We start from the raw sequence: 25,386 nt of genomic DNA on the forward strand, positions 1-25,386 counted from the left end.
CCTTCGGTAGGGGGTCATCGCTCGAACACCCGGTCGCTCCACGGTTCGCGGGACTGCCATCCGCGCCGTTCCAGTTCGGGTGTGTCGGATTCTGCTGCCGGGTAGCCGATGCACAGCAGCGCGATCAGCGACCATTCGGCGGGCACGTCCAGCAGGGCCTGGACGGTCCGCGGATCGAGGATCGACACCCAGCCGAGGCCAATGCCCCGCAGGCGCGCGGCCAGCCACAGATTGTGGATCGCCAGCACACAGGAGTAGCGGAGCATCTCGGGCATGGTGGCAATGCCGAGGCCGTGCCCGGCGCCAGTTCGTTCGTCACAGAACACCGTCAGCAGTTCGGGAGCCTCGCGCAAACCGTGCAGCTTGAGCGAAACATAGTGATCGTACCGGGCCTGCCCGGCGTAGCGCTCCGCAGCGCGCGCGCCCTGCGTATCGACATGGGCGGCGAGCGCATCGCGAATACCGGGCGAGCGCAGGCGCACGAAGCGCCACGGCTGCGCATTGCCGACCGACGGCGCGAAAGAGGCGCAGGCCAGCAGCGCGCGCATGTCCTCCTCCGCCACGGTGCGGCAATCGAAATGCCGGACATCGCGGCGCCAGCGCAGCAATTGCGTGAAACCCGCCGCGAATTCCGCATCGAACAGAGGGGGGGCCTCGCTCAGAATTCGATCCCCTTCTGCGCCTTGACCCCAGAGCGGAAGGGGTGCTTGACCATGGTCATCTCGGTGACGAGGTCGGCCGCCTCGATCAGCGCCTCGGGCGCGTTGCGGCCGGTAACGATGACATGCTTCATCTCGTCGCGCGTGGTCAGAACGCTGAGAACTTCGTCGAGCGGCAGATACTCATAGCGCAGGGCGATATTCAGCTCATCGGCCAGCACCATGTGGTAGGCCGGGTCCGCAATCATGCGCCGGACCTCATCGAGCGCGGCGCGCGCCGCCCCGATGTCACGCGCACGATCCTGTGTGTCCCAGGTGAAACCCTCGCCCATCGGCTTAAATTCGACATTGCCAGGAAAGGCGTCGAACACGGTCTTTTCGCCCGTCGACATCGCGCCCTTGACGAATTGGACCACGCCCACCTTCATGCCATGGCCGATCGCGCGGATCACCATGCCGAGCGCCGCGCTGGTCTTGCCCTTGCCCTTGCCGGTATGAACGATCAGCAAACCCTGTTCGCGGGTCTTGTTGGCCATGATCTTGGCCTGCGCCGCTTGTTTCTTCCGCATCTTTTCGGCGTGGCGGGCATCGCCGGCCAACGCTTCCACTTCGCTGTCAGCTTCCATCGATTTGCTCCCTTCGCATGAGATAGACATCCATGATCCAGCCGTGGCGCTCGCGCAGTTCGGCCCGGTGCGCGGCGATCCTGGGGCCGGCTTCGGCCAGCGGCCCCTGGTCCAGCGCTTCCTGAGCCATGCCCAGATATGCGCCCCACCAGATGGTGATGCCCTCCGGCTCCAGCACCTCGAAGGCGCAGCCGCTGTCGAGCATGACGACGAGCGTGTCCGCTCCATCGGGCCAGCCATGCGCGCGCAGCATCCGTCCGGTGGTGACCGTCACCGGCCCGGCCAGCGGGTTCAATGGTATGGCATGGGCCGCGGTCAGCGCCTGGATACTGGTGATGCCGGGCACGACCCGGACCCGAATATCCATGCCTCCGTCCTTCAGCCGTCCGGCGATCCGCAAGCTGCTGTCGTAGAGCGAGGGATCGCCCCAGACGAGCAGCGCCAGCCTGCCGCCATCCGGCAGATGCATGGCGATCTGCGTGGCCAAGGCGGCGGCTATGGCCGCGTGCCAGTCATTGACGGCATCCAGATAGACCGCATCCGCATCACGAACGGGCAGATCGAACTCGACGATCCGGACGGGCCCGGTCAGCGCCTCCGCACAGATGGCGCGGCGCAGGTCGATCAGGTCGGACTTGGCGCGACCCTTGCGCGGCAGCAAGATGAGGTCGGCGCTGTTCATCGCCCGAACCGCCTCGGCCGTCAGGTGGTCGGGGTTACCCGTGCCGATGCCAATGAGGTGCAGGTCGATCATTGAGACTCTCCCCTCGAAACGGGGGCGATCAGGTGAAAATAGGTTCCGGTCACCTGGCCGCGATGCGATCCGGTTTCGGCGACCTCCGAGCCGTCGGCATCGGTCACGCGGGCAAGCGGCGCGTCGGTCTGTTCGACAATGGTCGAATAGTGGAACTCGTGGCCGCGCAGCCTTGTCCCGGCGGCAAGGCCCGATACCGGCGCCAGCAGCTCGGCATGACGATAGCCGAGATGCATCCGGCGCTGGGCATGGCTGGTGACGAGCCCGAGCAGGCCCGCCATGCGGTGCCGCTCGCCGTTCTTGTCGACCAACGCTTCGCCCAGCACCATATAACCGCCGCACTCGCCATGGACGGGCCGCGTCTCGGCATGATGGCGCAGGCCGGACAGGAAGTTCTCCGCGGCGGCGATGGTCCCGGCGTGGAGTTCCGGATAGCCGCCCGGGAGCCAGACCAGATCCGCGTGCGCCGCAGGCGCTTCATCCGCCAGCGGCGAAAACGGCAATATCTCCGCCCCGGCGCGCCGCCAGCCTTCGAGCAGATGTGGATAGACAAAAGAAAAAGCGGCATCGCGGGCAATGGCGATGCGCTGGGCTGGAGGGAGAGGGAGCCGCCCGCCGCCGGACAAGACCGCCGGCGCACTCCCGCCGGCCGCGCTGCGGATCGCATCGAGATCGGCATGGGCGCGAAGGAACGCCGCATAGTCGGCAATCGCCCGGTCGAGGTGCGGGTGCTCGACCGCCTGCACCAGCCCCAGATGCCGTTCGGGCAAGGTCAGATCTCCCCGCCTGGGCAGCGCACCCAGCACGGGGATACCGGCCGTCTCCAGCCCCTTGCGCACCAGCCGCTCATGGCGCGGACTGGCCACGCGGTTGAGGATCACCCCCGCGAACGGCACGTGCGGATCCAGGCTCCTGAACCCCAGCGCGGTGGCGGCGGCGGACTGCGCCTGGCCCGACACGTCCAGCACAAGCACCACGGGCCAGCCCATGCGGCGAGCCATGTCGGCGCTGGCGCCATTGCCCGAGGCGCCCATGCTGGCAACGCCATCGTAGAGCCCCATCGACCCTTCGGCGAGCACCATGTCCGCTCCTGCCGCCTCGGCCACGATAGCGTCGAGCAGCCCGCCGTCCATCGCCCAGCTGTCGAGGTTGAACGAAGCCCGGCCGCAGGCGGCACGGTGAAAGGCCGGATCGATATAGTCCGGCCCACTCTTGAACGGCTGCACCGTCAATCCGTCCTCGCTCAGCGCGCGGAGTAGGCCCAGCATCACGGTGGTCTTGCCTGTCCCCGATGCCGGGGCGGCAATGATCAAGCCCAAAGTCGAATTGCGCACGCTCATTCGGAGACCTCCGAAAAGCGTGAAGTGGCGTCCTGGGGCCGGAAGCGGCGGTCATAGCCGGGTGCGTAGAGGCTGCTTTCGGCAAAATCCTGGGCCGCCAGCACGCGCCCAACAAGGATCAGGGCGGTGCGCTCCATGCTGCCCGCGACGGCTTGCTCGCAGGTTTCGAGTGTGGCGCGGACGATCCGCTGGTCGGGCCAGCTGGCTCGCCAGACCACGGCGACGGGGCAATCCGCGCCATAGGCCGGGGTCAGGTCCGCCACCACGCGCGCTAGATTGTGGACCGAGAGGTGAATGGCCAGCGTCGCGCCGGTGACGGCGAAATTGGCGAGGCTTTCGGCTGGCGGCATGGTGCTTGCGCGGCCAGGTGTACGGGTGAGCACCAGCGATTGCGCCAGCTCCGGCAAGGTCAGTTCTGCTTCAAGCGCTGCGGCGGCGGCAGCGAAGGCAGGAACGCCGGGCGTGATCGTGAAGGGAATATCCATCGCACGCAGGCGGCGCAGTTGCTCCCCCATCGCCGACCAGACCGAAAGATCGCCCGAATGGAGCCGCACCACGTCCTGGCCAGCGGCATGAGCCGCCGCAATCTCGGCCATGATCTCATCCAGTTCCAGCGGCGCTGTGTTGACGATCCGGGCGCCGGGCGGACAATGCTCGAGCACCGCCGCCGGGATCAGCGACCCGGCATAGAGGCACACCGGGCTATCCGCGATCAGATCGCGCCCGCGCAGGGTCAGAAGGTCGGGCGCGCCGGGGCCGGCACCGATGAAATGGACGGTCATGTCGAAGATCCTTGGGCGATGGCGCAGGTCGCCATGCGATCGGGGGAGATGTGGCGCGGCCCCAGCAGGCGCCCGCCCGCGCCAGCGCCCGCCAGGGCGGACGCTTCCGCGACGCTGCCGACATCGCGCGCCGCCAGACTGGCGACGGAGCGCGTGGCGGTTGGGACCGCGGCCAATGCCTCGGGCGCCACGCCGGTCAGCGGCAGGCCCAGTGCTTCGGCGAGCGGAACCAGCGCCGCAACCTTGTCCTGCACCGTGGCAAGATGCGTGACCGGAGGTTGGCCCTGCTGCGCCCGGGCGAGAGCCCCACGCAGCGAGGACAGGCCGGCGCCCGACCGAAAGCCGAAACCCGCGACGATCACAGCACCGCGCTCCATTGCACCACGGGATAGCGTGCGCGCCAGCCATGCCGGTTCCCCAGCGGCGCGGCGTCGGCCAGTTCGATGCGGAGGAGACTGCCTCCTTTTTGACCATGCCAACGCGTCAGCAAGGCTTCCGATTCCAGCGTCACTGCATTGGCGACCAGCCGCGTTCCGGCGGGCAACCGCGCCCACAGCGTTTCCAGCAAGGCATCCGATAGTCCACCGCCGATGAACACGGCATCGGGCAGGGGCACTCCCGGCAAGACATCCGGGGCGATCCCGACGACGACCTCCAGCCGATCAACGCCCAACGCGGCGGCGTTGGCACACGCGCGATCAGCACGCACCGGATCGGCCTCGACCGCGCAGGCCCGGTTCGCCGGATGGGCCAGCAGCCATTCGATCCCGATCGATCCCGACCCCGCGCCAATGTCCCACAGCAGTTCGCCCGGACGCGGGGCGAGCGCCGCCAGCGTGAGCGCACGGACCGGGCGCTTGGTGATCTGCCCGTCGGAGGCAAACCAGTCATCCGGTAGCCCCGCCGTGACGGGCAATGTTCTGCCCTGTCCGGCGCAGTCGATCCCGACCGCTACCGGATGGACGATGTCGGTCAATGCCAGCGCGTCAGCGGGTACACGGCGCACGCGTTCGCGCGGACCGCCCAGCGCCTCCATCACATGCAGCGTCGAGGGGCCGAAGCCCTCCCGCACCAGATAGTGCGCTAGCGTAGTGACCGCCTCGCCGTCACGCAGCAGTGCCAGCACACGCCGACCCGGTACGAGATGGGGCCTCAACCGTTCCAGCGGTGCGGCATGGAGCCCGAGGCAGGGCGTCTCCTGCAGGGGCCAACCCAGTCGCGCGGCGGCCAGGGCGAAAGTCGACGACGCGGGATACGCCAGCCACTCGCCCGGATCGAGAAGCTGCGTCACGCTGGTCCCCGCGCCGAACCAGAAGGGATCTCCCGAAGCCAGCATCACCACGCGCCGCCCGCGATGTTCCATCAGGGGCGCGATCCCGTCGGTGAAGGGTACTGGCCATTCGATGGTGGGGCAGGTAATCGCGGGCAGCAGAGTGAGGTGCCGGGCCGGTCCCATGACCAGTTCGGCCTCAGCCAGCGCGGCGCGCGCAGCGGGGCCGAGGCCATCCGCCCCGTCCTCGCCGACGCCGATGATCGTCAACCACGGCCTATGCCGAAACTGGGGAGCCGCGTCAGCCATGCCGAATGTCCTCCTGCTGGGCGGCACGACCGAGGCGAGCGCCCTCGCCCGCCTGCTCGCGGCACAGGGCGTCGCGGCGACGCTCAGCTATGCGGGCCGCACGGAGACTCCCCGCGCGCAGCCGGTGCCGGTGCGTGTCGGAGGCTTCGGCGGCGTTACGGGGCTGGCCGATTATCTGCGCCGCCATCGCGTGACCCATCTGGTTGACGCGACACACCCCTTCGCCGCGACGATGAGCGTTCATGCCGTGGATGCGGCCCGGCTGGCCGGCGTCGCCCATGTCGCGCTGACCCGTCCGGCCTGGGAGCCGGTCACCGGTGACAGTTGGATGCATGTTCCGGACATCGACGGCGCGGTGGCGGCGCTGAACGGGCCGGCCCGCCGCATCATGCTGGCGCTGGGGCGGATGCATGTGGAAATGTTCGCTGCCCAGCCGCAGCACCATTATCTGTTGCGCTTCGTGGACACTCCGGAACGCCCGCCCGCTCTTCCCCATCATAGCCTGATCGTCGATCGCGGTCCCTTCACGGTCGTAGGGGACAGCAACCTGATGCAGCGCCATGCCATCGACCTGGTGGTGTGCAAGAACTCCGGCGGTCAGGGGGCCGAAGCCAAAGTGCTCGCCGCGCGACAACTCGGCTTGCCGGTGCTGATGATAGATCGCCCCGCCATTCCAGACCGGACAGAGGTCTCTCGCCCTGAGGATGTCCTCGCATGGTTGGTCCATGGACTCGGTCACGATGCCGGCCCGGACGCTGAACGCGGCGTATAGAGGATCGGGCCGATCGCCCGTTCGATCACGCGGGTCAGGCTCGATCCGACGATGACCATGGTGCGCATGTCGGCCATGTCGGCAGTGGCCTGGCCCAACGGCACGATCCGCAATTGCTCTTCCGGCGTCGACACGGCGCGCGCGAACAGGACCGGGCGATCATCGCCGCACACCCCGCGCAGCAGGTCCAGCACCCGCGCGAAACCCTCCGGCCGCGCTTTCGACCTCGGGTTGTAGAAAGCCATGGCGAAATCGGCCTCCGCCGCCAGTCGCAACCGCTTTTCGATCAGGGACCAGGGCTTGAGGTTGTCCGACAAATTGATGGCGCAGAAATCATGCCCCAGCGGCGCACCCGCCCGGGCGCTGGCCGCCAGCATGGCGGTAATGCCGGGCAGCACCCGGATGTCGATATCGCGCCAATTGGTCGGACCGGCCTCCAGTGCCTCGAAGACGGCTGCCGCCATCGCGAAAACGCCAGGATCGCCGGAGGACACCACGACCACGTGCCGCCCCCGCGCCGCCAGTTCGAGCGCATGGGCCGCCCGGTCCAGTTCCACGCGGTTGTCAGACGGGTGAAGCGTCAGCCCCTCGCGCGGAGCAACACGGGCGACATAGGGGATATATCCGATGACATCGCTCGCCCCGGCCAGAGCGGTGGTGACTTCGGGCGTGACCAGTGCCTCGTCCCCCGGCCCCAGACCGGCGATGGCAATCCAGCCGCTCATGGCCGGCGGCCCTGGCCATGGATCAGCAGGATCGAGAAATAAGGCGTGACGCTTGTCGCTTCGACGAGCCGGGTGACACGCTGGCCGGGCATGGCGGCATGTTCGACCAGCCAGGCCGCGTCCTCGCGTCCTGCCGTCGCCACTGCGCGGCGCAGTTTGGGCAGGTTGCGGCCGATCTTCATAACCACCAGCGCATCGGTGTCACGGATGCGCCGGGCCAGTTCCTCCTCGGGAAGGGTAGCCATCGCCACCGTCAGCACGTCGTCGCCCCAGGTAATGGGGACACCCGTCGCGTTCCAGGCTCCGGCCATGCCGGTGATGCCCGGCACCACCGCCACCGGGACCATGCCCGCCAAACGGGCATGAAGATGCATGAACGAGCCGTAGAAGAACGGATCGCCTTCACATAGGACGACGACATCCTCGCCGGCCTGCGCCAGCTCGGCCAATCGCTCCGTGCATTCGGCGTAAAAGGCGGACAGACAGGCGTTGTAACGCGGATCGGATACCGGGATCTCGGTCGTCACCGGGTATTCCATCGGGATTTCGATCGCGTCGGCGCGCAGCATTCCTTCGGCAATGCGCCGGGCCTGCCCCGGGCGCCCCACCTTGCGGAAATAGGCGACATGACGGGCGCCGCGCACCAGCCGGTCGGCGCGCACGCTCAGCAGATCGGGCGCGCCGGGGCCCAGACCAACGCCATGAATCGTTCCGCAAGACATGACCGTGCTCATTCGGCGCGGCTCGCCAAAGCGTTGATCGCGGCGACCGTGATCGCGCTGCCGCCAAGGCGACCCTCGACGATACAGCAAGGCGCAGGCGGCGCAGCCCACAGCGCGGCTTTGGATTCGGCCGCACCGACGAAGCCCACCGGACAGCCGATGATCGCCGCCGGGTGCGGACAATCGGGATCTTCCAGCATATCGAGCAGATGGAAAAGAGCGGTCGGCGCATTGCCGATAGCCACCACCGCGCCCGCCAGATGCGGCCGCCACAGTTCCAGCGCGGCGGCGGAACGGGTGTTGCCCATCGTCCGCGCCATGGCCGGCACTTGGGTATCGCCCAGGGTGCAGATAATCGGATTGGCGGCGGGCAGACGCGCGCGCGTGATCCCTTCCGACACCATCCGGGCATCGCAGAGGATCGGAGCGCCATCGGCGAGCGCCGCACGCGCCGCGCCTGCGAAACCGGGCGAGAAGCGGATATGCGCCGCCAGGTCCACCATCCCGGCGGCGTGGATCATGCGGACCGCCACCGGCTCCTCATCGAGCGAAAAGTTCGCAAGATCGGCCTCGGCGCGGATCGTGGCAAAGGACTGGCGATAGATTGCCGCACCATCGGTTTCATAAACATGGGGCATCAGGCAGCTCCGAAATGGGCAAGTATCTCGGCCGGGCCGAGGGCAGAACGAAGCGAAGGCCCGCCAGCGGGGGCATTCCGGCACAGATCGAACAGGCCTTCCCGGCCGGTCAGCGTGACATCGGCGGCGCGCGGGTGGGCGCAGCCCTTGGCGCAGCCGGAGACATGCAGCCGTCCCTCGACATGCGGGGCAAGGCGCCAGGCAAGGTCGCGGGTTTCGACCGTAGCCTGGGGGCAATAAGGTGCGCCGGGACAAGCCTCTGCCCGCAGCAGCGGATCGGCAGGATCGCAGAGCAGACCTTCGCGGCGCGCAGCAGGCGCGCCCTCGAGGAGCAGCACGCGCCAGGGTGTGAGCCGTATAGCCCCGGCTGGCGGCGTTTCCATCATCCCGGCCAGAAACCGTGCCTTCACCCGGCCGAACGGCAGGCCATAGGCCGAACCCAAATCGTGCCGGCCTGGCGGGATGCGGGCAATGGGCGGCGCGGGCAGAATATCGCCCTCGGCCCAATCCGGCAGGACAGCCTGGTGCCGAACCATGCGTCCGGCATCTGCGCCGCCGCTTTCGCCGAACCAGTTGGCGAGCGCGATCAGCGCATCCGCTTCCTTGCCCGGTGCGACGGCAACGCCGGCAGGGCGACCGTCAGCGCGCAGGATGAGGTTACCTTTTTCGCCGCGCTCGATACGGAAATCGCCCGCCTCGCCGCAAAGGGCCGTGGCCTGCCCCGCATCGATGACAAATCCGACCTTACTAGACAGACCCGGCAGTTCACCCAACCGTTCCTGCAATTCGCTGGCGATGCGGTGGCTGTCGTCCCCGGTCCGCCAGTCCGGAGCGACCAGAATGTTGCGTCGCTTTTCGATGGCGGGATCGGCGTCCACCAGGTTCAGGGCCAGCAGCCGGTCCAGCACCGCCTGCCAGCCGGCTTCACGCACCCCGCGGATCTGGAGATTGGCGCGGCGGGTCATGTCGATCAGCCCATTGCCATGCGTCATGGCGGCATCGCACAGGCCCAGCACCTGCTCGCGCGTCAGGCGGCCAAGCCGTGGCTTCACCCGAACCAACAGGCCATCGCCCGCCATCATCGGGTGCCATGCATCGGGACACCAACCCTGGACTGCAAAATCGCTCATGCCCCGTCTTTCGGGCCGGAGGAAATCGGCAGTCCGGCGAGGATCGAATTGCGCCGCGTCCGCCACAACCCGGCGGCGTGAAGCGCGGCGAAGCGGCTTTCCATCGCCGCCAGCGCGCCGGGGTTCTCGCGTTCAAGAAACGCGCAGACCTCCGGCTGGCCCAGCGTGGCATCATGATAGAGGTCGAACAGGTGCGCGGACACGCTGCCCGATAGATGCGCGAACATGCCCATATGATCGAGCGTGGCCGCCAGTTCGGCAGCCCCGCGAAAGCCGTGGCGCATCATGCCGGCAACCCAGCCTGGATGCGCGGCGCGGGCGCGAACGACGCGGGCAATCTCTTCGGCAAGGGTGCGAGCCACAGGACTGACCGGATCGCGATTGTCGAGGTGATAGAGCGCCGCCGTGCCGCCCGCGAGCATCTTGGCGGCGGCAAAGCCCGCCTCGTGCGCGGCATAGTCGGCGGCCAGCAGCAGATCGGTTTCGGGCAGGTCCTGAAGATGGACGAAGGCATCGGCCGCCACCACACGCTGGCGCAGGCCCCCAGTGTCTGCGTCGGAGTCGGCAGGGGCGCCGGCCGGATCGCAGATCGTGTCCAGCGCATGGTCCGATGCCGCCAGCCATGCTTCTCCGGCAGCGCGCCGGGCATCGTCGGTATAGACTTCGGCCGTATCGCCCATTCCCAGGCCGTAGCGGCCAGGTCGTGGGCCATAGACGCGCGGGGCCACGGGCTTGCCCGCGAAGGGATTCCAGTCCGCCGGTTCGTCCCGCGCGCCTAGCGCCCGCACCGCCTGCCCGAACAGCGCCGGCAAGGTCGGAAAGGCGTCGCGGAACAGTCCGGAAACGCGCAGAGTTACGTCAATGCGCGGTCGGTCCAGCAGGGCGAGCGGCAGGATCTCGATCCCTATCACCCGTTCGGACGCCATGTCCCACAGCGGTTTGGCGCCCAGCAGGTGCAGCGCCATGGCAAATTCCTCTCCCGCCGTGCGCATCGTTGCCGAGCCCCAGAGATCGACCAGCAGCCCGCGCGGATAGTCGCCATGATCCTGCAAGTGCCGCCGGATCAGTTCCTCCGCCAGGCAAACCCCTTGCGCATAGGCGGCACGGGTCGGCACCGCGCGCGGGTCGATCGTGTAGAGGTTACGCCCCGTCGGCAGCACATCGCTGCGCCCGCGATAGGGTGAACCGGAAGGACCGGGCGCCACGCGCCTCCCGTCCAGCGCCGCCAGCAACCCGGCCCGTTCCGCCGCGCCATGCTCAGTCCGGCCAAAGACATGCAGCCCGTCGCCGAACTGGCTGGCCTTCACATCGCAGACGAAGCGGTCGATGCGCGTGATCGCCTCGACCAATGTGGTCGCGCTATCCAAGCCCAGCTCGGCCTCCAGGCCCAGCGCGCGCGCTTCCTCGCGAATGGCATCCTGGAGCCGGTCGCGGCGGGCCGGATCCAGCCCATCGGCATTGGAAAATTCATCGAGCAGCGCCTCGATGCGGGTAAGGCCCGCACCGCTGCCGGTCTGCGTCAGGGGTGGCGGGACGTGACCGATGGTGACCGCGCCGATGCGGCGCTTGGCCTGCGCCGCCTCGCCCGGGTCATTGACGATGAAGGGGTAGATCACCGGCATGGCGCCCACGAGCGCCTCCGGCCAGCACGCATCCGACAGGGCGACCGCCTTGCCGGGCAGCCACTCCAGCGTGCCGTGCGCGCCGATATGGACCAATGCGTCCACGCCCTGTTCGCGCAGCCACAGGTAGAAGGCGACATAAGCATGGCGCGGACAGCGCGAGAGGTCGTGATAATCCTCCGCGCGGCTGGCGCTGATACCCCGCTCGGGCTGCAAGGCGACGATGGCCTTGCCGGCCGCGACCGCGGGAAAGCAGAATGCGCCGTCCCACACCGCCGGATCGCTTTCCGGATCGCCCCAGGCAGCGGCAAGATCGGCGCGCAGCCCCTCGGGCAAGGCAGCCAGCGCCCTACGATAGTCGGCTAGAGGCCAGCGCAAGTGCTCGCACTGGAGCGCTGTCGGCAAATCCGCGCGGGGAAGCACCTGGTATCCCGCCTGCGCAAGGTCGGCCAGAATCGCCTCGGTGGAGGCAAAAGTGTCCAGCCCCACGGCATGGGCCATCTGGTAGGCCTTGCCGGGATATGTGGAGAGGGCAAGCGCCACGCGCCGATCGCCAAGAGGCTTTCGGGCCAGCGCGGTCCAGCCGGCCACGCGGGCGACGATCGCCTCGATCCGCTGCGGATCGGCGCGATGGAGGCTGCGGGAAAATTCCAGCGCGGGATCGCGCGTCCCCGCTTCCTTGAAACTGGCGACACCGGCAAAGACGCGGCCATCCAGTTCGGGCAACACGACATGCATCGCGAGATCGGCGGGCGACAGCCCACGCGCTGCGCCTGCCCAGGCGGCGCGGCCCGATGTGGCGAGCGCCAGTTGGAACACGGGCACGCCCGCGCCGTCGAGCGGCGTGTCGATCCCATCGCCGCGGGCAGAGAAGGCGGTGGCGTTGATGATGGCGACCGGAGCAAGGGCACGGACCCAATGATCGACCTGGCCGCGCACCAGAGGCGCCTTCAGCGACGGGACGAAAATCGACAATGTGTCGAACCCCCGCTGCTCGAACGCGGCGTGAAGGGCGGCGAAGGGGTCCAGATCGTGGGCCGCCAGGTAGGAGCGATAGAATACCAGCAATACGAGGGGCCGGCCCGAATCGCGCGCGAAGGCTTCCGGGCAGACGACGCCATGTTCGGGATGCCAGCCGCCCGCTTCCGGCAATGCTTCGCTGGCCGACGCGGGCAAATCGACCAGCCGCGCGGCCCGCGCCAGTTCGACCAGCGCCGCCCGTGCCGCTCGCTCGCCGCCGGTATCGCACAGCCGCGCAAGCTCTCGCAGGACAGGCACGGGCAAGGTCGATACCGCATCCAGGCGTTCGTCGGGCCGACCGTCTCCAGGCAGGACGGCCAGCGCGATCCGATGCTCGCGGGCCAACGCCTCGACCTGCTGCAGTCCGTAGCTCCAATAAGGCATGCCGCCGATCAGCCGGATCAGGATCGCCTTGGCGCCGGACAGCGTGCGCTCGACATAAGTATCGACCGACAAGGGATGCATGAGCGCCGACAGATTGGCGAGCCTGAGCGAGGGTACATCTTCATTGACTGCGCGCGCGCCGTGCCATGCGGCCGCGAATGCTCCCAGGTCGCTGTCCGAAAAGGACAGCACCACCAGATCCGCAGGCTGCTGCCCCAGATCCTGCGGGACGGCAGTTTCCTCCATCCCATGGGTTTCGCGGAAGATGACGTGCATCGGCGGCGTTCAGCCTTCCAGCACCGCGCGCAGGACGCCATGATCAATAGCGTCATGCTCGGCGATGGCGACCAGCGTGGTGCGACGCGGCTCGTCCGGCCGCCACGGGCGATCGTAGTGATGACGCACCCGCGCACCCACGGCCTGCACCAGCAGGCGCATCGGCTTGCCGGTCACGGCGGCATAGCCCTTCACCCGCAGGATCCGGTGATCGCGCGCCAGCGTTTCGATCCGGTCCACGAGGTCGGCCGGATCGGCGATCTCACTGAGCGCGATCACCGTGCTGTTGAAATCCTCGTGCTCATGCTCGTCTTCGCCGTCGTGGTGCGAGGGGCGCGCGGCGATATCGTCCTCGGCGGCGGCTCCGAGGCCCAGGATCACACGCGGATCGACCACGCCTTCGGTGAGTTCGATCACCGGCACCGGACGCGGCGCTTCTCGTAGGATTACGGCGCGCGCGGCAGCCACGCCTTCGGGTCCGGCCAGATCGACCTTGGTGAGCAAAACCATGTCGGCGCAGGCCAGTTGATCCTCGAACACCTCCGACAGCGGTGTCTCATGATCGACGCTCGGATCGGCGGCGCGCTGCGCATCCAGCGCGGCTACGTCGGGTGCAAACCGACCGGCAGCGACAGCCTCGGCATCGGCCAGGGCCAGCACGCCATCGACGGTGATCCGGCTGCGGATCGCCGGCCAGTCGAACGCCTTGAGCAGCGGCTTGGGGAGCGCCAGGCCCGATGTCTCGATCAGGATGTGATCCGGGCGCGGATCGAGCGCGAGCAGCTTTTCGACAGTGGGAATGAAATCGTCCGCCACGGTGCAGCAGATGCAGCCATTGGCCAGTTCGATGATGTTTTCAGCCGGGCAATCGGGAATGGCGCAGGCTTGGAGAATGTCGCCATCCACGCCCAGCGTGCCGAATTCGTTGACCACCACTGCCAACCTGCGGCGGCCCGCATTGCGGATCAAGTGGCTGATGAGCGTGGTTTTCCCCGCGCCCAGAAAGCCGGTAACGATGGTGACCGGCACCTTGGAAACATCGGACTTGGACAGGTCGGACACAGTCAACTTCCCCGCGCGCCGGAGCGAGAAAAGCGGGGGCTTGCCGGACATATCCGGTCGGAGCGCGACGACGGGCGGGCGCGACAAGGCGCCCGTGACCACGCAACCCGTGCAGCCCCAGCCGCACAGCTTCGTCGCTCAGACGGAGAGTTACCGTGCCGTGACCATCCCCTGGATCAGGCAAGAGCGACCGGTGCGCCGGCAGGTCTCCTGGCTCGCGGGTCACAGCTTGATGCACGCCTTCCCAGACTGCGTGCATACGCTGTCCAGTGGCCGCTCCTGCATTCAGGAGCATGTGCATCGCGCTATCCGCTTACAGTTGCAGGGACAGCCGCGGATTTGGAAGCAAGCTTCCTCACCGCATTCCCGATTAAGTCCCTTTCGGGACACCGGCGCGATCATCGAAGGGCGGAATCAACCGACCCTTCGCCGCCCGCCCTAACCGAAAATGGGAGCCAAGCCAATTGATGTCTTTGCTGTATCTTCTTCGCGCCACCGACGTATCTCTGCCGGGTGGGCTGCCAGATGCTCGATCGCATCGCATGGATAAGTCCAGAGCGAGATCTCGGTTGTGCCTTTTCTGATCCTGGAGACCCCCGATCGCGGCAAGCGTCCGTCTTTGGCCCACCGTATCCGCTCGCGGGATGTGATGCCGAGAATATTCTCCACTTGCCGTTGGCTGATGGGCTTGTGCGCTATCCGGAAAAGGCGTTCGCGTATGTCGTCGGCGAGAGCTTCAGCAACCTTTCGTGAAGCCGGATCAAAAACGCAGCTCAGGCTCGACTTTAAGAAAGCTCCGGCAGAGCGCTTCATCAACATCCGGATCGCTGCATCGCGTTCACCGTAGTGTACGCGAAGTCCCAGCGGCATGTGGACATCGAGATCGATTGAGACAGTGCAAGCCTGCTTGTCATACCGAAGCATGATGCATCGATTCACACGGGCACGGTCAGGCAACGACCGCAACCTCGATCTCGTCGAAGCGCTTCCAGCGATAGATCGCGAAGCTTGCAAGCCAGCAGAGCACGAACAGGCCGATGATGGCGAAGCCGAGGCTGTTGAAGTTCTCTCCCAATTTCGCGGCAAGGTTCCATGGCCACCCCGTCAATCCGAGTTTGTCGCCGATCAGGGCGAGCGTCTCGATTCCGCCGATAACGATTGCCACGATGGCCGAGATCAGGGTGATGGTGATGTTGTAGTAGAGCTTGCGGATCGGTTTCACGAAGGCCCACTCGTAAGCGCCCAGCATCACCACGCCGTCAGCGGTATCGATCAGCGCCATACCGACCGCGAACAGCGCAGGCAGGACCAAGATCGTGCCGATCGACAGGCCGTTGGCGGCCTGGCTGGCCGACATGCCCAGAATGGCGACTTCGGTGGCGGTATCGAATCCGAGCCCGAACAGAAATCCCAGCGGGGCCATGTGCCAGCTTTTGTTGACCAGGCGGAACATCGGCCTGAACAGCCTTGCAAGCAATCCGCGCGACCCCATCAGCAGATCGAGATCGTCTTCGACATAGTCGCCGCCAGTGCGGACACGGGCGAAGGTACGCCAAACGGAGCGCAGGATTAGAAGGTTCATGCCTGCAATCGTGAACAGGAATAGCGCGGAAACTGCGGTCGCCACTACCCCGCCAATCTCCTTGAACGCGGCAAACTCAGCCAGCGCGCTGGTCGTCAGCGCTATGGCGATTGACGCTATGGCAATGATCCCCGAATGCCCGATCGCAAACCAGAAGCCGACCGCAACCGGGCGCTGGCCATCCTGCATCAGCTTGCGGGTCACATTGTCGATGGCGGCAATATGATCGGCATCGACCGCGTGACGCAGACCCAGCCCCCAGGCCAGCAAGGCGGTGCCCAACATCAGGGGCTGCGCGTGAAAAAGACTATAGGCCCAGACCCAGACCGCAATGTTCGCGGCGATCAATCCCGTGAACAGGGCGCCGATCCGTCGGCGCAAGGATAGCGATGCGGCGGATGAGATCATGACTGGCTCCGTGATCGAAGGAAGAACGAGCGGCGGGACAGCCGCCGGATACGGCGCCGAATACGCCACAGGTCGCGGGCCAGCTTGCGCATGCCCATCCAGGCTCCGGTCCCGCAGACCAGTGTGACGGCTGCGAGCAAGGGCAGGATGATGATGTACCGCAAGCGGCTCTGGCGCAGGCCGGGCAGATCGAAGCTGTGCGGCGCGTTCCACAGCCAGCGTTCGGCACGGCCCGTGCCGTCGACCGCACGCAGCAAGGCGCCGGACGCCGCGTCGATATAGAGGCGTGTGGCTTGCGGATCGGCCAGCACGGCGCGCCACACTGGCAAGCGCACCGGCTCCTTGTGGGCGTAATAATAGCTGTCACCCTCGGACAGCAGGTCAAGCGACACGACGCGGGGGCCGCTGCGCAAGGCTGCCGCGACATCGGCCCGCGTCAGGACCGCGGGTCTGCCCGAACTGTTCAGCCGCACCATGCGGCCGTCGGCCGCAATGGCGACAAGCGCCATTTTCCCGCCGAGCGGCGCGCTTTCCACACGGACTGTATCGATGGGGAACTGGTTCATATTGGCCAGCGCGGCCCGCATGTCGGTCCAGCACATCGGTCCCGCAAGGCGCTGACGCTCGACAGGTCCGGCGTCGCTGTCGAACAGGCCCCAGGGGCTCATCGAGAACAGGCCGCTGCCGACCCAGGTGAGGGCGAACACCCCAAAGACCAGCCCCGCCATATGATGCCACCACCACAGGCCTCGATAGGGCGAGCCGATGGTTCCATCCTTGCCCCGCCTTAGCCGGCTGATGCCGACCCAGATGCCGGTGAGGGTGAGGAAGCAACCGATCAGCGACGTCCAGATGACCACCTGGCTCCATGCGGCGGGGTTCTGGCGAAGCACCGTCGGGTAAAGCCAGTGCGGCACGGCGCCTAGCCAGCCCCAGAACCGCTCAAATCGGGTCGTTCGCTGGACGACTTCTCCGGTCTGGCCGGCGATATAGGCCGCCGAGCCCGCGGCGTCGGCATAGTCGATACGATAGAGCGGGCGGTTGGCGGCAAAGGCCTGGACGGTCCATTGATCGACGGAAATCGGCGTGATCGCTGCCACGGGTCCGTCGATCCCGACATTGCGCCCGAATTGCGCCCCGACCTTGCCGAGGTCTTCGCGGGACAGCGGCGCCAGCAGCGCGCCGGACCCCAGATCATAGCTCTGCGGTGTGGCGCGCATCTGCCAGATCGCGCGTCCATCATTCTTTTCAGGCACGACTCGCAGCACGGGCTTGCCTGCGGCCATCTCGAGGCGGGCGGAGGCCAGACCGGTGTCAGGTGGCAGGGCGATCCGTGCCAGGCTGCCGCCGGCCGGCAAGTGCAGGGGAGACAAGCCCCGCACCTGCTCGGCCGGCAGCAGCCGGGGGTAGTCGACATAGAGCATCACGAACCCGGTGAGGCACCACAGCGTCATCAGCGTACCGACGATGACGCCCGTCCAGCGGTGCAGGACGAGCAGCGCCCAGAGCAGCCTGCCTCGGCTGCGTGGGCGTGGCGCCGCCACGGGTTTCGTGACGCCGTGCATCGTCAGTACCGGGCGCTGATCGAAAAATCGATCGAGCGTGGCCGGCCGAGCAGCCATTGCTCGTCATTGTAGGTGGTGGTCGCGTAATCCTTGTCGAACAGGTTGTAGACCCGCAGGTTGGCCGCGACATTCTTCGTCACGGCGAACGAAACGCCGCCATCCACTACGGCGTAGCCGGGCACGCGGAACTGGTTGGCGTTGTCGGAATAGGTTTTCCCGACGTAGCGCAGGCCAAGGCGGGTCTGGAACCGCGGGGTGACGTCGTAACGCAACCAGAGATTGGCGGTCGTCTCGGGCACACCCGGCGGGGTCTTGCCATTGTATGACGTGCCGCCACTCAGGAACTCGTCGAAACGCGCGTCGAGGATCGTGCCGTTGGCATCGATCCCGAAGCCCCCCGGAAGGTCCAGCGTCAGCGAAGCCTCCAGTCCTTTCGCCGAACGCTGTCCAACCTGATCCTGCCTTGGTGGAAGGCTGCCCGGAACCGTGGCGAGCAGGTTCTTCTTCACGATCCGGTAGGCCGCGAAGGTCGCCAAGCCGCGGCCGCCGAGGAAGCTGGCCTTGATGCCCGCCTCAATCTGGTCGCCCGTGGTGTTCTTGAACGCGGCCTGCCCGATGGAGAAGGTGATCAGCGAACCGAGCGGATCGACCGCCGTCGCATACTGACCGTAGAGCGATAGTGCAGGGCTCGGTTGGTAAACCGCTCCCACCCGCCAGGTGACGTTGTGCAGCGTCTTGTCGAGTCGCAACGTCTCGGTCGCCACGCCGGCGGTATCGTAGCTGTTGACGTAGCGTTTGACGTTGGCGTGGTCGTAGTTGATCCCGACCGACACCGACAATTGGTCGCTGAGCGTCAGGCGATCTTCCGCGAAGAAGGAATATTGCCGCGTCCGGCTGCGATGCTGGGGCCGCACACCGAACGTGTTGTAATAGAGACCCGGGTCAAACACGAATGGATCGACCGGATCGGCGAAGCCGGCCGGCGCCGGATCAGAATCGAAATCGTTCGCGTGCCTGAAACTGATTGCGTTGACGTCGAAGCCAACCAGCACCTCGTTCTTCAGGCCACCCCATTCGCTGCGGATCGTGACGTCGGCCTGATTGCCGATCTGCGTCTGATCGTGATCGATGCCGAAGAAGTCGAACCGGTCGATCTTCCCCGTGGCGCCGTTCCAGAAATAGCTTTCGAGATTGCGCCACTTGCGATGCGTGGTCAGACGGTAGGCGGTATTGCGGACGCTGATGGAATCGCTCGGCGTCCATTCCACCCGGATCGTCGTCCGGTTGTCCTTGAAGCGCATCAGCGCGTCGGTGACGTTGTAGTTCCGGCGCTTGTTGCGATCATCGATCCTGCCATTGATCAGCGGTGTGCCGAAATAGAGCATCGGCTCCTGGTCGCTGTAATCGTCGGACAGGGTGATGGTCAGCCTATCGCTGGGGCGCAGCTGTACCGAGCCGGATATGGCCAACCCCTTCGAATTCCCGCGATCGACCCAGCCGTCCGACTGTGTGCGGCTGATGTCGAAACGATAGGCGGTCAGCTCGTTGACCGGCCCACCGACACCGGCGGCGATGCGCCAGCTATTCTGGGAACCGAAACCGGCTTCTGCTTCGAACTCGGTGCGGGTAGTGTTCGGCTTCTTGGAGATGACGTTGACGGCGCCACCGATCGCGCCTTGCCCATAGAGGACCGAAGCAGGCCCGCGCAGCACTTCGATCCGGTCGACAGTCCAGGGGTCGGTCGGAAACGTCACGGTGCCCGCGCCGGGATAGAGGCGAACACCGTCATAGAGCTGCATGACGGAGCCGGGTCCGCTAAAGCCCCGCGCGGCAAGACCGGTGCCCCCGTTGCCCGGATTGGCCACCGAGCTGATGCCCGTCGCGCGCGTGACGGCATCGACGATCGACAGGTCACCGCGTGCGCGGATAACATCGCCCGACAGCGTCTCGACGCTGGCCGGCGTCTCAAGGATGGTCAGGCCCAGACGGCTGCCCGTCTGCGTAGGAGCGTTGGCATCGCCGGTGCGAGTGCCCAGCACGAGGATATCGGACTTGTCGGCTGCCTCCGATGCATCTTCGGCATGAGCAAAGGCAGGCAAAAGGAGCGCGGCGAGCGCGGTGCTGGAAAGGATGGTCTTGATCACGAAATAGTCCTCCGGCGTCTTGCGACATGGCCGGGGCAAACCCGCGTGAACGGGCGGCATGCGCGGCGGCCGGACGCCATGGGCGGCCGACGCACGTCTCCGATGCGGCCCCAGCCGCTTGTTCGTCGCTCAGACGGAGTTCACCGTGCCGCGGCCATCCCCTGGACCAAGGCAAGAGCGACCAGACGCCGGCAGGTCTCCTGGCTCGCGGGTCACAGCTTGATGCACGCCTTCCCAGGCCTCGCATGATTTAGCGTCCGGCCCAGTGGCTGCCCCTTCAAGGAGGAGCGATGTGCATCGCGCTATCCGCTTACAGTTGCAGGGACAGCCGCGGATTTGGAGGAAACCCCTCCGCACCGCATTCCCGATTAAGCCCCTTTCGGGGGGCACCGGCGCGATCAATGAAAGCCGGAATAGTCCAACTCTCGCCGCAGCGCCTAGTCGAAGTGAACGGAAAAGCCAACAACCCATGCCGCGTGTTTGGCGAAGGGCTGGCCCTTCACATGGGGCAAGTGATGATAGTCGCGCTGGAACTTGCCTCGGAGCATCTTGTGCTGCCCGAACGGGGATGAGCCGAATCGGCGGTCACCGCCTCCGCCCAGCACAAGATGCTTCATCGCGCTCGATCCAGAAATCGCGTGAGACATAATCCTGCCAAAAGAACAGCCTTCCCCGCTGCTCCTCGATTATCTGAACCGCCCGTCATCCGCCGGCGAGGCTACATGACGATGACACTCGCATCCAGCCGGACGCCCGTGCGGCTCGCTTAAGCGGGATAGATGTAGCTGGCTGGGCCTTTGCGACCGTGCAACGGCAAGCGCCGCATCATTTTGATAATGATTTGCACAAGCAAGATAGTTTCAGTACTTTACTCGGGCGCTAAGCGGCGAAGGCCCGCAAAGCCACTTCACCCGCAGATCGCATTCACTTCATGATGACGCTTATCGATACATTGCATCGCTGGACTGGAGGTCTCGTTGGCCTGCTGCTGGCGATGCTTGGTCTGTCCGGCGCAATTCTCGTTCACAAGGATGCGTGGGTAGTGCTTCCCCATGCAACCGACGCGCAAATGCAAGGCACTGCGCATCTGGCTGAATTCACGCAGCGGATCATGGATGATCCCACAACCCGGCCCGAATCCATCCTCTTCGCAACCAGGGGTTTCGGGCTGGATCGGCTGACCTACAAGGGCGGCGCGGGCGCCTATCTCGATCAGAACGGCGGACTCGTGACGCGATGGACCAGCCAGTGGGAACGGCCGGAGATCTGGTTGTTCGACTTCCATCACCATCTCTTCGCCGGTGATTGGGGGGAAGTCATCATCGGCGTCGCCGCCATCTGCGGCCTGTTCTTCGTAGTGACTGGCGCGCTTCTATGGTTGCGGACACGCAAGACGTTCTCATTTCGCCTGTGGCCGGCGCGCATGAGCCGGCCGGCAATCATGCGGCATCACCGCGATCTCGGCATCGTGATGGCGCCGCTGCTGGTTCTGTCACTCGTCACCGGAGTGGTACTGGTATTCCGGCCAATGGCTGCGCTGCTCTTCGGGCCTGGCGCTCCCGTGCGAATCGACCGTTCGCTGGCCGAACCACCGCCACGCACGGGAAAGATCGCCGAGCGGTTAAATTGGTCGGCGATGATCGAAATGGGGCGACAGCGCTTTCCGGAAGCCGAGGTTCGCAGCCTCACTCTGCCACGTAGCGGCAACGGTCTCATCACCCTGCGCATGCGAAGCCCGGAAGAATGGCTGCCGAACGGGCGCACGACATTGTGGTTCGCGGCGGACAGCGGCGCGCTGGTGGCCACGCGCGATGCCAAGCATCTGCCACCTGAGGCACGCGGATATAATCTTCTCTATCCGCTTCATGCGGCCAAGGTTGGAGGATTTCTGTACCGGCTCGTGATGACGCTGTCTGGGCTGTCCCTGGCATTGTTGGGAACGCTAGCCGTGTGGGTTTTCTGGTTCAGGCGCCTTGTGTCGCCCCGTGGCTCCGGCTGAAGAAGCGCGTTCACTCGACTTCGGGGCGCTCACGGCGCGCGGTCTTGTTCTGCCAAGGCCGCCACCGTGAAGCACATCACGATTCACGATAACTAACCTTCGGGATCAATATCCCAAACCAGCGCTGCGCTCGCCTCCTTCAACGCATTCTCCAGCATGGCGTTGTCAGGCGCACTTACGCTCAGAGCGCCCAGATAGTCCTTGTTGGAGTTCGTTACGGCCACATGTTCGCCAAGGCTACGGAGCGAACGATATTCGACGCGCAATTCGTTATCCCTGCGAAGAAAACCCCCTGGCGCCGAGGCAATCCGTCCCGACCTGTCGGCTGGAAAATATCGGATCGTGGCTGCCCTGCCTGCCAAAGGGGTCGCACCGAGTCGCTCGCCGAGATGAAGGCGTAGAATTTTTTCGAACAGCGCGAGGTCGAGGGTGTGCTCCAGCATGAACTCCATATGGTCGCCGACCGTCCGGTAGTTGATTTCAATGAGTCGTGGCCCCTTTTCCGTCAGCACGAACTCGGTGTGGCAGGATCCGAAGCCGACCCCAACCGCCTTGATCTGACGTAGCACCTCGGCCCTCTGGGAAGGGGTGAGCCAGTTGCCCCAGCGTCCCTCCATCTCGACGAAATTTGGCGGCGGCCCCAACGCGACATGAAATCCCCCAAGAACGAGGATGTCCGCTCCATCGCCCAAGGTTTCGAGCGTGTAGAGTTCCCCCGCGATATATTCCTCGATCAGCATGGCGCGGCCTGCTTCCATGCTCCAGACATGCCGGCTGTGCGAGACGAGCGCGTCCTCGTTCTCGCACAACCGCACGAGTTGGCTACCAACGCCTTCGCGAGGTTTGAGCACGCAAGGAAAGGGAATCGCGGAAAGACGAGCGATTTCGTCTTCGTTCGTCACCACAGCGTGCCACAGCAGATCCACCCCCTGATCTTGTAAGCATTCGCGCATCGCTGCCTTGTTTTTGGCCCGGTAGGTGACTTTCCAGCCCTTGCCGGGCAGCCCAAAATAATCCGCCGCCAGTGCGGTGCTGGTTTGCAGATGATCGCTGTTCGAGAAGATGGCGGCGGGCCGCTCGGCATGGCGGCTGATTTCGCTGATGACCGCGACCGGATTGAAAACATCGCATTCGATGATGCTGTCAGGATAGGCCGGCCGGTCGTCGGTTGAGAAGTAGTGTCGATGTGCTTCCGCCTGGTCGGTAAGCAGGGTCACGCTGAGGCCGAGACGTCGCGCCGCCGGGAGAAAGCCCTCGTTGACCGCATCTGTCGGCACATGGGCCAGCAATATCAGGGTCTGCATCGACAGTCCTTTCGTCCGTGTTTTTGCGAGCGCTGCTCGTCGGCAAGTGATCTGCTATTATTGCAATTGACTCGCAATAGCGATTCATTTTATGTCATTGGAGCGGGCCGGAAAATCACGAGCTGGCCTGACTACCCGCAGCGGCTACGACGCCGCACGCCCATCCGATTGGAAGGAGCCGCAATGCAATCTTCAGCAGAACTGTCCGTCGGCAACACGCCGCTTGTTGCTCTGGACCGCATGTTTCCGCCGGACGAGGTTCCGGTCTTCGCAAAGCTCGAAATGCTGAATGTCGGCGGCAGCGTGAAGGATCGCACCGCGCACTACATGGTGTCGCAGGCATTGGCCGCGGGCAGGATCACATCAGAAAGCCACCTTGTGGAGAGTTCATCCGGCAATCTCGCCATAGCGCTCGCCATGATCGCCAAGCGGGAGGGCATTCCCTTCACCGCCGTGGTCGATCCCAACCTTGCCCCCGCCAATCGCTGCCTCATCGAAGCCTTTGGCGGGCAGATCGATCTGGTGACGGAGAAGGACGAGGGCGGCGGTTATCTGCACACCCGCATCCGGCGGGTGGATGAACTGGTGCGCACCATTCCGGGCGCGGTTTGGCTCAACCAATATGCCAATCCTGATAATTGGCGCGCCCATTACAACGGGATCGGTGAGGAGATCGTCCGCGAGATGCCCGTCGAGCCCACGCAAGTGGTCGCGGCCGTCTCAACCTGCGGGACATTGATGGGCCTGGCGCGTCGTCTGCGCGAGCGTTGGCCGAATATCGAGGTCGTGGCGGTCGATCTGGAAGGGTCCGTCATCTTCGGAGGGACGGGCGGGAACAGGCAGATCCCGGGCATCGGCGCGAGCCGCGTGCCGGAGCAGCTCGCCCTGCCAGAGGTGGACGCCGTCATCTATGCGACGGACTGGGAGTCGACGCTAGCCTGCCGCCGCCTCGCGGAAAGCCAGGGCATATTGGCTGGCGGTTCGTCGGGCACGGTCATGGCGGCGATCGCCAAGCTGATCCCAAACCTTCGCAAAGGATCATGTATCGTCACCCTGCTGCCCGATCGCGGCGAACGCTATCTCGATACGGTCTATGATCCCGACTGGCCGGCCCAGGAACGCCGCCTCACGCGGCCTTTCGCAGCGTCCTTCCGCCGGCTGGGTGAACGACCATCGATCGTGCGGCAGTCCCGGAGCACAAGCGGGGCCGCGTCTTCATGGATGCCAACAGCCCATGTTCTGCCCGTCCCGATGCTGTCGGAGGGGGCAGCGATATGACAACGGCTACTCTGCGATACTTGTCCCGTTCGGACGTCGCTGCGCTCGGTGGGGACCATTCGGATCTCTATATGAGAGCGATCGAGGCGGGCTTCCGCAGCCATGCCGCCGGCGACTTCGTACAGCCGCTCAAACCCTATCTGCGCAGCCCCAGTACCCAGCATATCGCGGATCGCATCATTGCCATGCCGGCCTGGATCGGCGGCGCGCAACCCGTTGCGGGGCTCAAATGGATTGGCTCCAAGCACGACAACCCGGCCAGAAGAGGGATGGAGCGGGCGAGTGCCGTCATCGTGCTCAACGATCCGGAGACCAACTATCCCATAGCGATCATGGAAGGCGGACTTCTAAGCGCGATGCGGACCGCGGCCGTCACCGGCGTCGCGACACGGCACCTGGCGCGAAAGAACTTCGAGGAAGCCGCGATCATCGGCTGCGGGCCGATTGCCGAACGGCAGGCCCAGATGTTGCTCCAGCAGTTCGCGGGCGTGAAGACACTGCGGCTGTTCGATCTACGCGAAGAGGCCGCGCACGCGCTTGCCGCCCGGCTTAGCCAGCGCTTCGGCGACCTCGTCATTGCCGTCACGAAAAGCGCGGAAGCAGCAGTTCGCGACTGTCCGGTGGTGATCACCTGCACCGTGACCGACAAGCCCTATCTCGCTTTCGACTGGCTCAGCAAAGGCACGTTCCTGGCCAACGTTTCGATCATGGATGTGGAACGCGATGTGTTCCTCAAGGTCGACAAGGTCGTTGTCGATGACTGGGACCAGTCCAACCGCGAAAAGAAGATCATCAACCTGCTGGTCGAAGCAGGCGAGTTTTCGCGCGAGCAACTGCATGCAGAACTTGGCGAGATCATCGTCGGGTCCAAGCCCGGTCGCGAGACGGATGATGAAATCATTCTGCTGAATCCGATGGGCATGGCGATCGATGATATCGCCTGCGCAAAGGCGATCCTCAACAGGGCTGAGGACAGGAACATCGGTACGGTCTTACCCCTCTTCTAGGGGCGATG

22 protein-coding genes and 2 riboswitches are annotated in these 25,386 nt (G+C 65.5%); of the genes, 4 read left to right on the plus strand and 18 right to left on the minus strand.

Annotated elements, in window-relative coordinates:
- Positions 1–14: 14 nt before the first annotated feature.
- Genes bluB through cbiE form a run of 7 tightly spaced genes read right to left on the minus strand, consistent with a single transcriptional unit; the run spans position 15 to position 5,740 of the window.
- Positions 15–662 carry a 5,6-dimethylbenzimidazole synthase gene (gene bluB, locus V2B31_RS01275; protein WP_328274596.1) on the minus strand — a complete coding sequence of 216 codons (648 nt, stop codon included), beginning with the start codon at positions 660–662 and terminating at the stop codon, positions 15–17.
- On the minus strand, positions 659–1,285 hold the full coding sequence (cobO, locus tag V2B31_RS01280; protein WP_328274515.1) for a cob(I)yrinic acid a,c-diamide adenosyltransferase: 627 nt from the start codon (positions 1,283–1,285) through the stop codon (positions 659–661). The genes bluB and cobO overlap by 4 nt, the downstream gene beginning before the upstream one ends.
- Positions 1,275–2,039 carry a precorrin-6A synthase (deacetylating) gene (cobF, locus tag V2B31_RS01285; RefSeq protein WP_328274517.1) on the minus strand — a complete coding sequence of 255 codons (765 nt, stop codon included), beginning with the start codon at positions 2,037–2,039 and terminating at the stop codon, positions 1,275–1,277. The genes cobO and cobF overlap by 11 nt, the downstream gene beginning before the upstream one ends.
- Entirely contained in the window at positions 2,036–3,379 is a 1,344-nt protein-coding gene (locus tag V2B31_RS01290) for a cobyrinate a,c-diamide synthase (protein WP_328274519.1), read from the minus strand. Before V2B31_RS01290 ends, cobF begins: the two co-directional genes overlap by 4 nt.
- Positions 3,376–4,161, minus strand: a complete 786-nt coding sequence (gene cobM / locus V2B31_RS01295) for a precorrin-4 C(11)-methyltransferase (RefSeq protein WP_328274521.1) — start codon at positions 4,159–4,161, stop codon at positions 3,376–3,378. Before cobM ends, V2B31_RS01290 begins: the two co-directional genes overlap by 4 nt.
- Positions 4,158–4,538, minus strand: a complete 381-nt coding sequence (locus tag V2B31_RS01300) for a cobalamin biosynthesis protein (RefSeq protein WP_328274523.1) — start codon at positions 4,536–4,538, stop codon at positions 4,158–4,160. The genes cobM and V2B31_RS01300 overlap by 4 nt, the downstream gene beginning before the upstream one ends.
- Entirely contained in the window at positions 4,520–5,740 is a 1,221-nt protein-coding gene (cbiE, locus tag V2B31_RS01305; RefSeq protein ID WP_328274524.1) for a precorrin-6y C5,15-methyltransferase (decarboxylating) subunit CbiE, read from the minus strand. The genes V2B31_RS01300 and cbiE overlap by 19 nt, the downstream gene beginning before the upstream one ends.
- On the opposite strand from cbiE, the gene V2B31_RS01310 reads away from it, so the two are divergent.
- Positions 5,739–6,512 carry a cobalt-precorrin-6A reductase gene (locus V2B31_RS01310; protein ID WP_062062719.1) on the plus strand — a complete coding sequence of 258 codons (774 nt, stop codon included), beginning with the start codon at positions 5,739–5,741 and terminating at the stop codon, positions 6,510–6,512. The two genes, cbiE and V2B31_RS01310, sit on opposite strands and share 2 nt — an antisense overlap.
- On the opposite strand, the gene cobJ is transcribed toward V2B31_RS01310, so the two are convergent.
- From cobJ to V2B31_RS01360, 10 genes are all read right to left on the minus strand, one after another.
- Positions 6,476–7,237 (minus strand): precorrin-3B C(17)-methyltransferase, encoded by a 762-nt coding sequence (cobJ, locus tag V2B31_RS01315; RefSeq protein ID WP_062062716.1) that lies wholly within the window; start codon positions 7,235–7,237, stop codon positions 6,476–6,478. The genes V2B31_RS01310 and cobJ overlap by 37 nt on opposite strands.
- A complete protein-coding gene (cobI, locus tag V2B31_RS01320) occupies positions 7,234–7,959 on the minus strand; it encodes a precorrin-2 C(20)-methyltransferase (protein ID WP_156415218.1) in 726 nt (241 codons plus the stop codon). Before cobI ends, cobJ begins: the two co-directional genes overlap by 4 nt.
- An 8-nt stretch (positions 7,960–7,967) precedes the next feature.
- Positions 7,968–8,597 carry a precorrin-8X methylmutase gene (locus V2B31_RS01325; protein ID WP_062062710.1) on the minus strand — a complete coding sequence of 210 codons (630 nt, stop codon included), beginning with the start codon at positions 8,595–8,597 and terminating at the stop codon, positions 7,968–7,970.
- Positions 8,597–9,727 (minus strand): precorrin-3B synthase, encoded by a 1,131-nt coding sequence (gene cobG, locus V2B31_RS01330; RefSeq protein WP_257539522.1) that lies wholly within the window; start codon positions 9,725–9,727, stop codon positions 8,597–8,599. Before cobG ends, V2B31_RS01325 begins: the two co-directional genes overlap by 1 nt.
- Positions 9,724–13,029: a cobaltochelatase subunit CobN gene (gene cobN / locus V2B31_RS01335; protein WP_328274531.1), complete on the minus strand. Its 3,306-nt coding sequence runs from the start codon at positions 13,027–13,029 to the stop codon at positions 9,724–9,726. Before cobN ends, cobG begins: the two co-directional genes overlap by 4 nt.
- Positions 13,030–13,038: 9 nt before the next feature.
- Positions 13,039–14,091: a cobalamin biosynthesis protein CobW gene (cobW, locus tag V2B31_RS01340; RefSeq protein WP_231746382.1), complete on the minus strand. Its 1,053-nt coding sequence runs from the start codon at positions 14,089–14,091 to the stop codon at positions 13,039–13,041.
- A 183-nt stretch (positions 14,092–14,274) separates the two neighbouring features.
- Positions 14,275–14,500, minus strand: a riboswitch (cobalamin riboswitch).
- 29 nt (positions 14,501–14,529) lie between these two features.
- Positions 14,530–15,015: a hypothetical protein gene (locus V2B31_RS01345; protein ID WP_328274536.1), complete on the minus strand. Its 486-nt coding sequence runs from the start codon at positions 15,013–15,015 to the stop codon at positions 14,530–14,532.
- A gap of 25 nt (positions 15,016–15,040) precedes the next feature.
- Positions 15,041–16,081: a HoxN/HupN/NixA family nickel/cobalt transporter gene (locus V2B31_RS01350; protein ID WP_328274538.1), complete on the minus strand. Its 1,041-nt coding sequence runs from the start codon at positions 16,079–16,081 to the stop codon at positions 15,041–15,043.
- A complete protein-coding gene (locus V2B31_RS01355) occupies positions 16,078–17,703 on the minus strand; it encodes a peptidase (protein WP_328274539.1) in 1,626 nt (541 codons plus the stop codon). Before V2B31_RS01355 ends, V2B31_RS01350 begins: the two co-directional genes overlap by 4 nt.
- The gene (locus tag V2B31_RS01360) at positions 17,649–19,790 is read right to left on the minus strand and encodes a TonB-dependent receptor (RefSeq protein WP_231746381.1); all 2,142 of its coding nucleotides are present in this window, start codon (positions 19,788–19,790) and stop codon (positions 17,649–17,651) included. The genes V2B31_RS01355 and V2B31_RS01360 overlap by 55 nt, the downstream gene beginning before the upstream one ends.
- 173 nt (positions 19,791–19,963) lie before the next feature.
- Positions 19,964–20,199, minus strand: a riboswitch (cobalamin riboswitch).
- 525 nt (positions 20,200–20,724) lie between these two features.
- Between V2B31_RS01360 and V2B31_RS01365 the strand changes: the two genes are divergently transcribed.
- Positions 20,725–21,789, plus strand: coding sequence for a PepSY-associated TM helix domain-containing protein (locus V2B31_RS01365; RefSeq protein ID WP_328274598.1), 1,065 nt, complete (start codon positions 20,725–20,727; stop codon positions 21,787–21,789).
- A gap of 92 nt (positions 21,790–21,881) precedes the next feature.
- Here the strand turns inward: V2B31_RS01365 and V2B31_RS01370 are convergent, their stop codons facing one another.
- The gene (locus V2B31_RS01370; protein ID WP_328274541.1) at positions 21,882–23,093 is read right to left on the minus strand and encodes an ATP-grasp domain-containing protein; all 1,212 of its coding nucleotides are present in this window, start codon (positions 23,091–23,093) and stop codon (positions 21,882–21,884) included.
- On the opposite strand from V2B31_RS01370, the gene sbnA reads away from it, so the two are divergent.
- Positions 23,067–24,371 (plus strand): 2,3-diaminopropionate biosynthesis protein SbnA, encoded by a 1,305-nt coding sequence (gene sbnA / locus V2B31_RS01375; RefSeq protein ID WP_328274543.1) that lies wholly within the window; start codon positions 23,067–23,069, stop codon positions 24,369–24,371. The genes V2B31_RS01370 and sbnA overlap by 27 nt on opposite strands.
- Positions 24,368–25,378: a 2,3-diaminopropionate biosynthesis protein SbnB gene (gene sbnB / locus V2B31_RS01380; protein WP_328274545.1), complete on the plus strand. Its 1,011-nt coding sequence runs from the start codon at positions 24,368–24,370 to the stop codon at positions 25,376–25,378. The genes sbnA and sbnB overlap by 4 nt, the downstream gene beginning before the upstream one ends.
- Positions 25,379–25,386 lie beyond the last annotated feature (8 nt).

Origin of the sequence: Sphingobium sp. (assembly GCF_036170395.1) — a bacterium.
Lineage (GTDB): Bacteria > Pseudomonadota > Alphaproteobacteria > Sphingomonadales > Sphingomonadaceae > Sphingobium.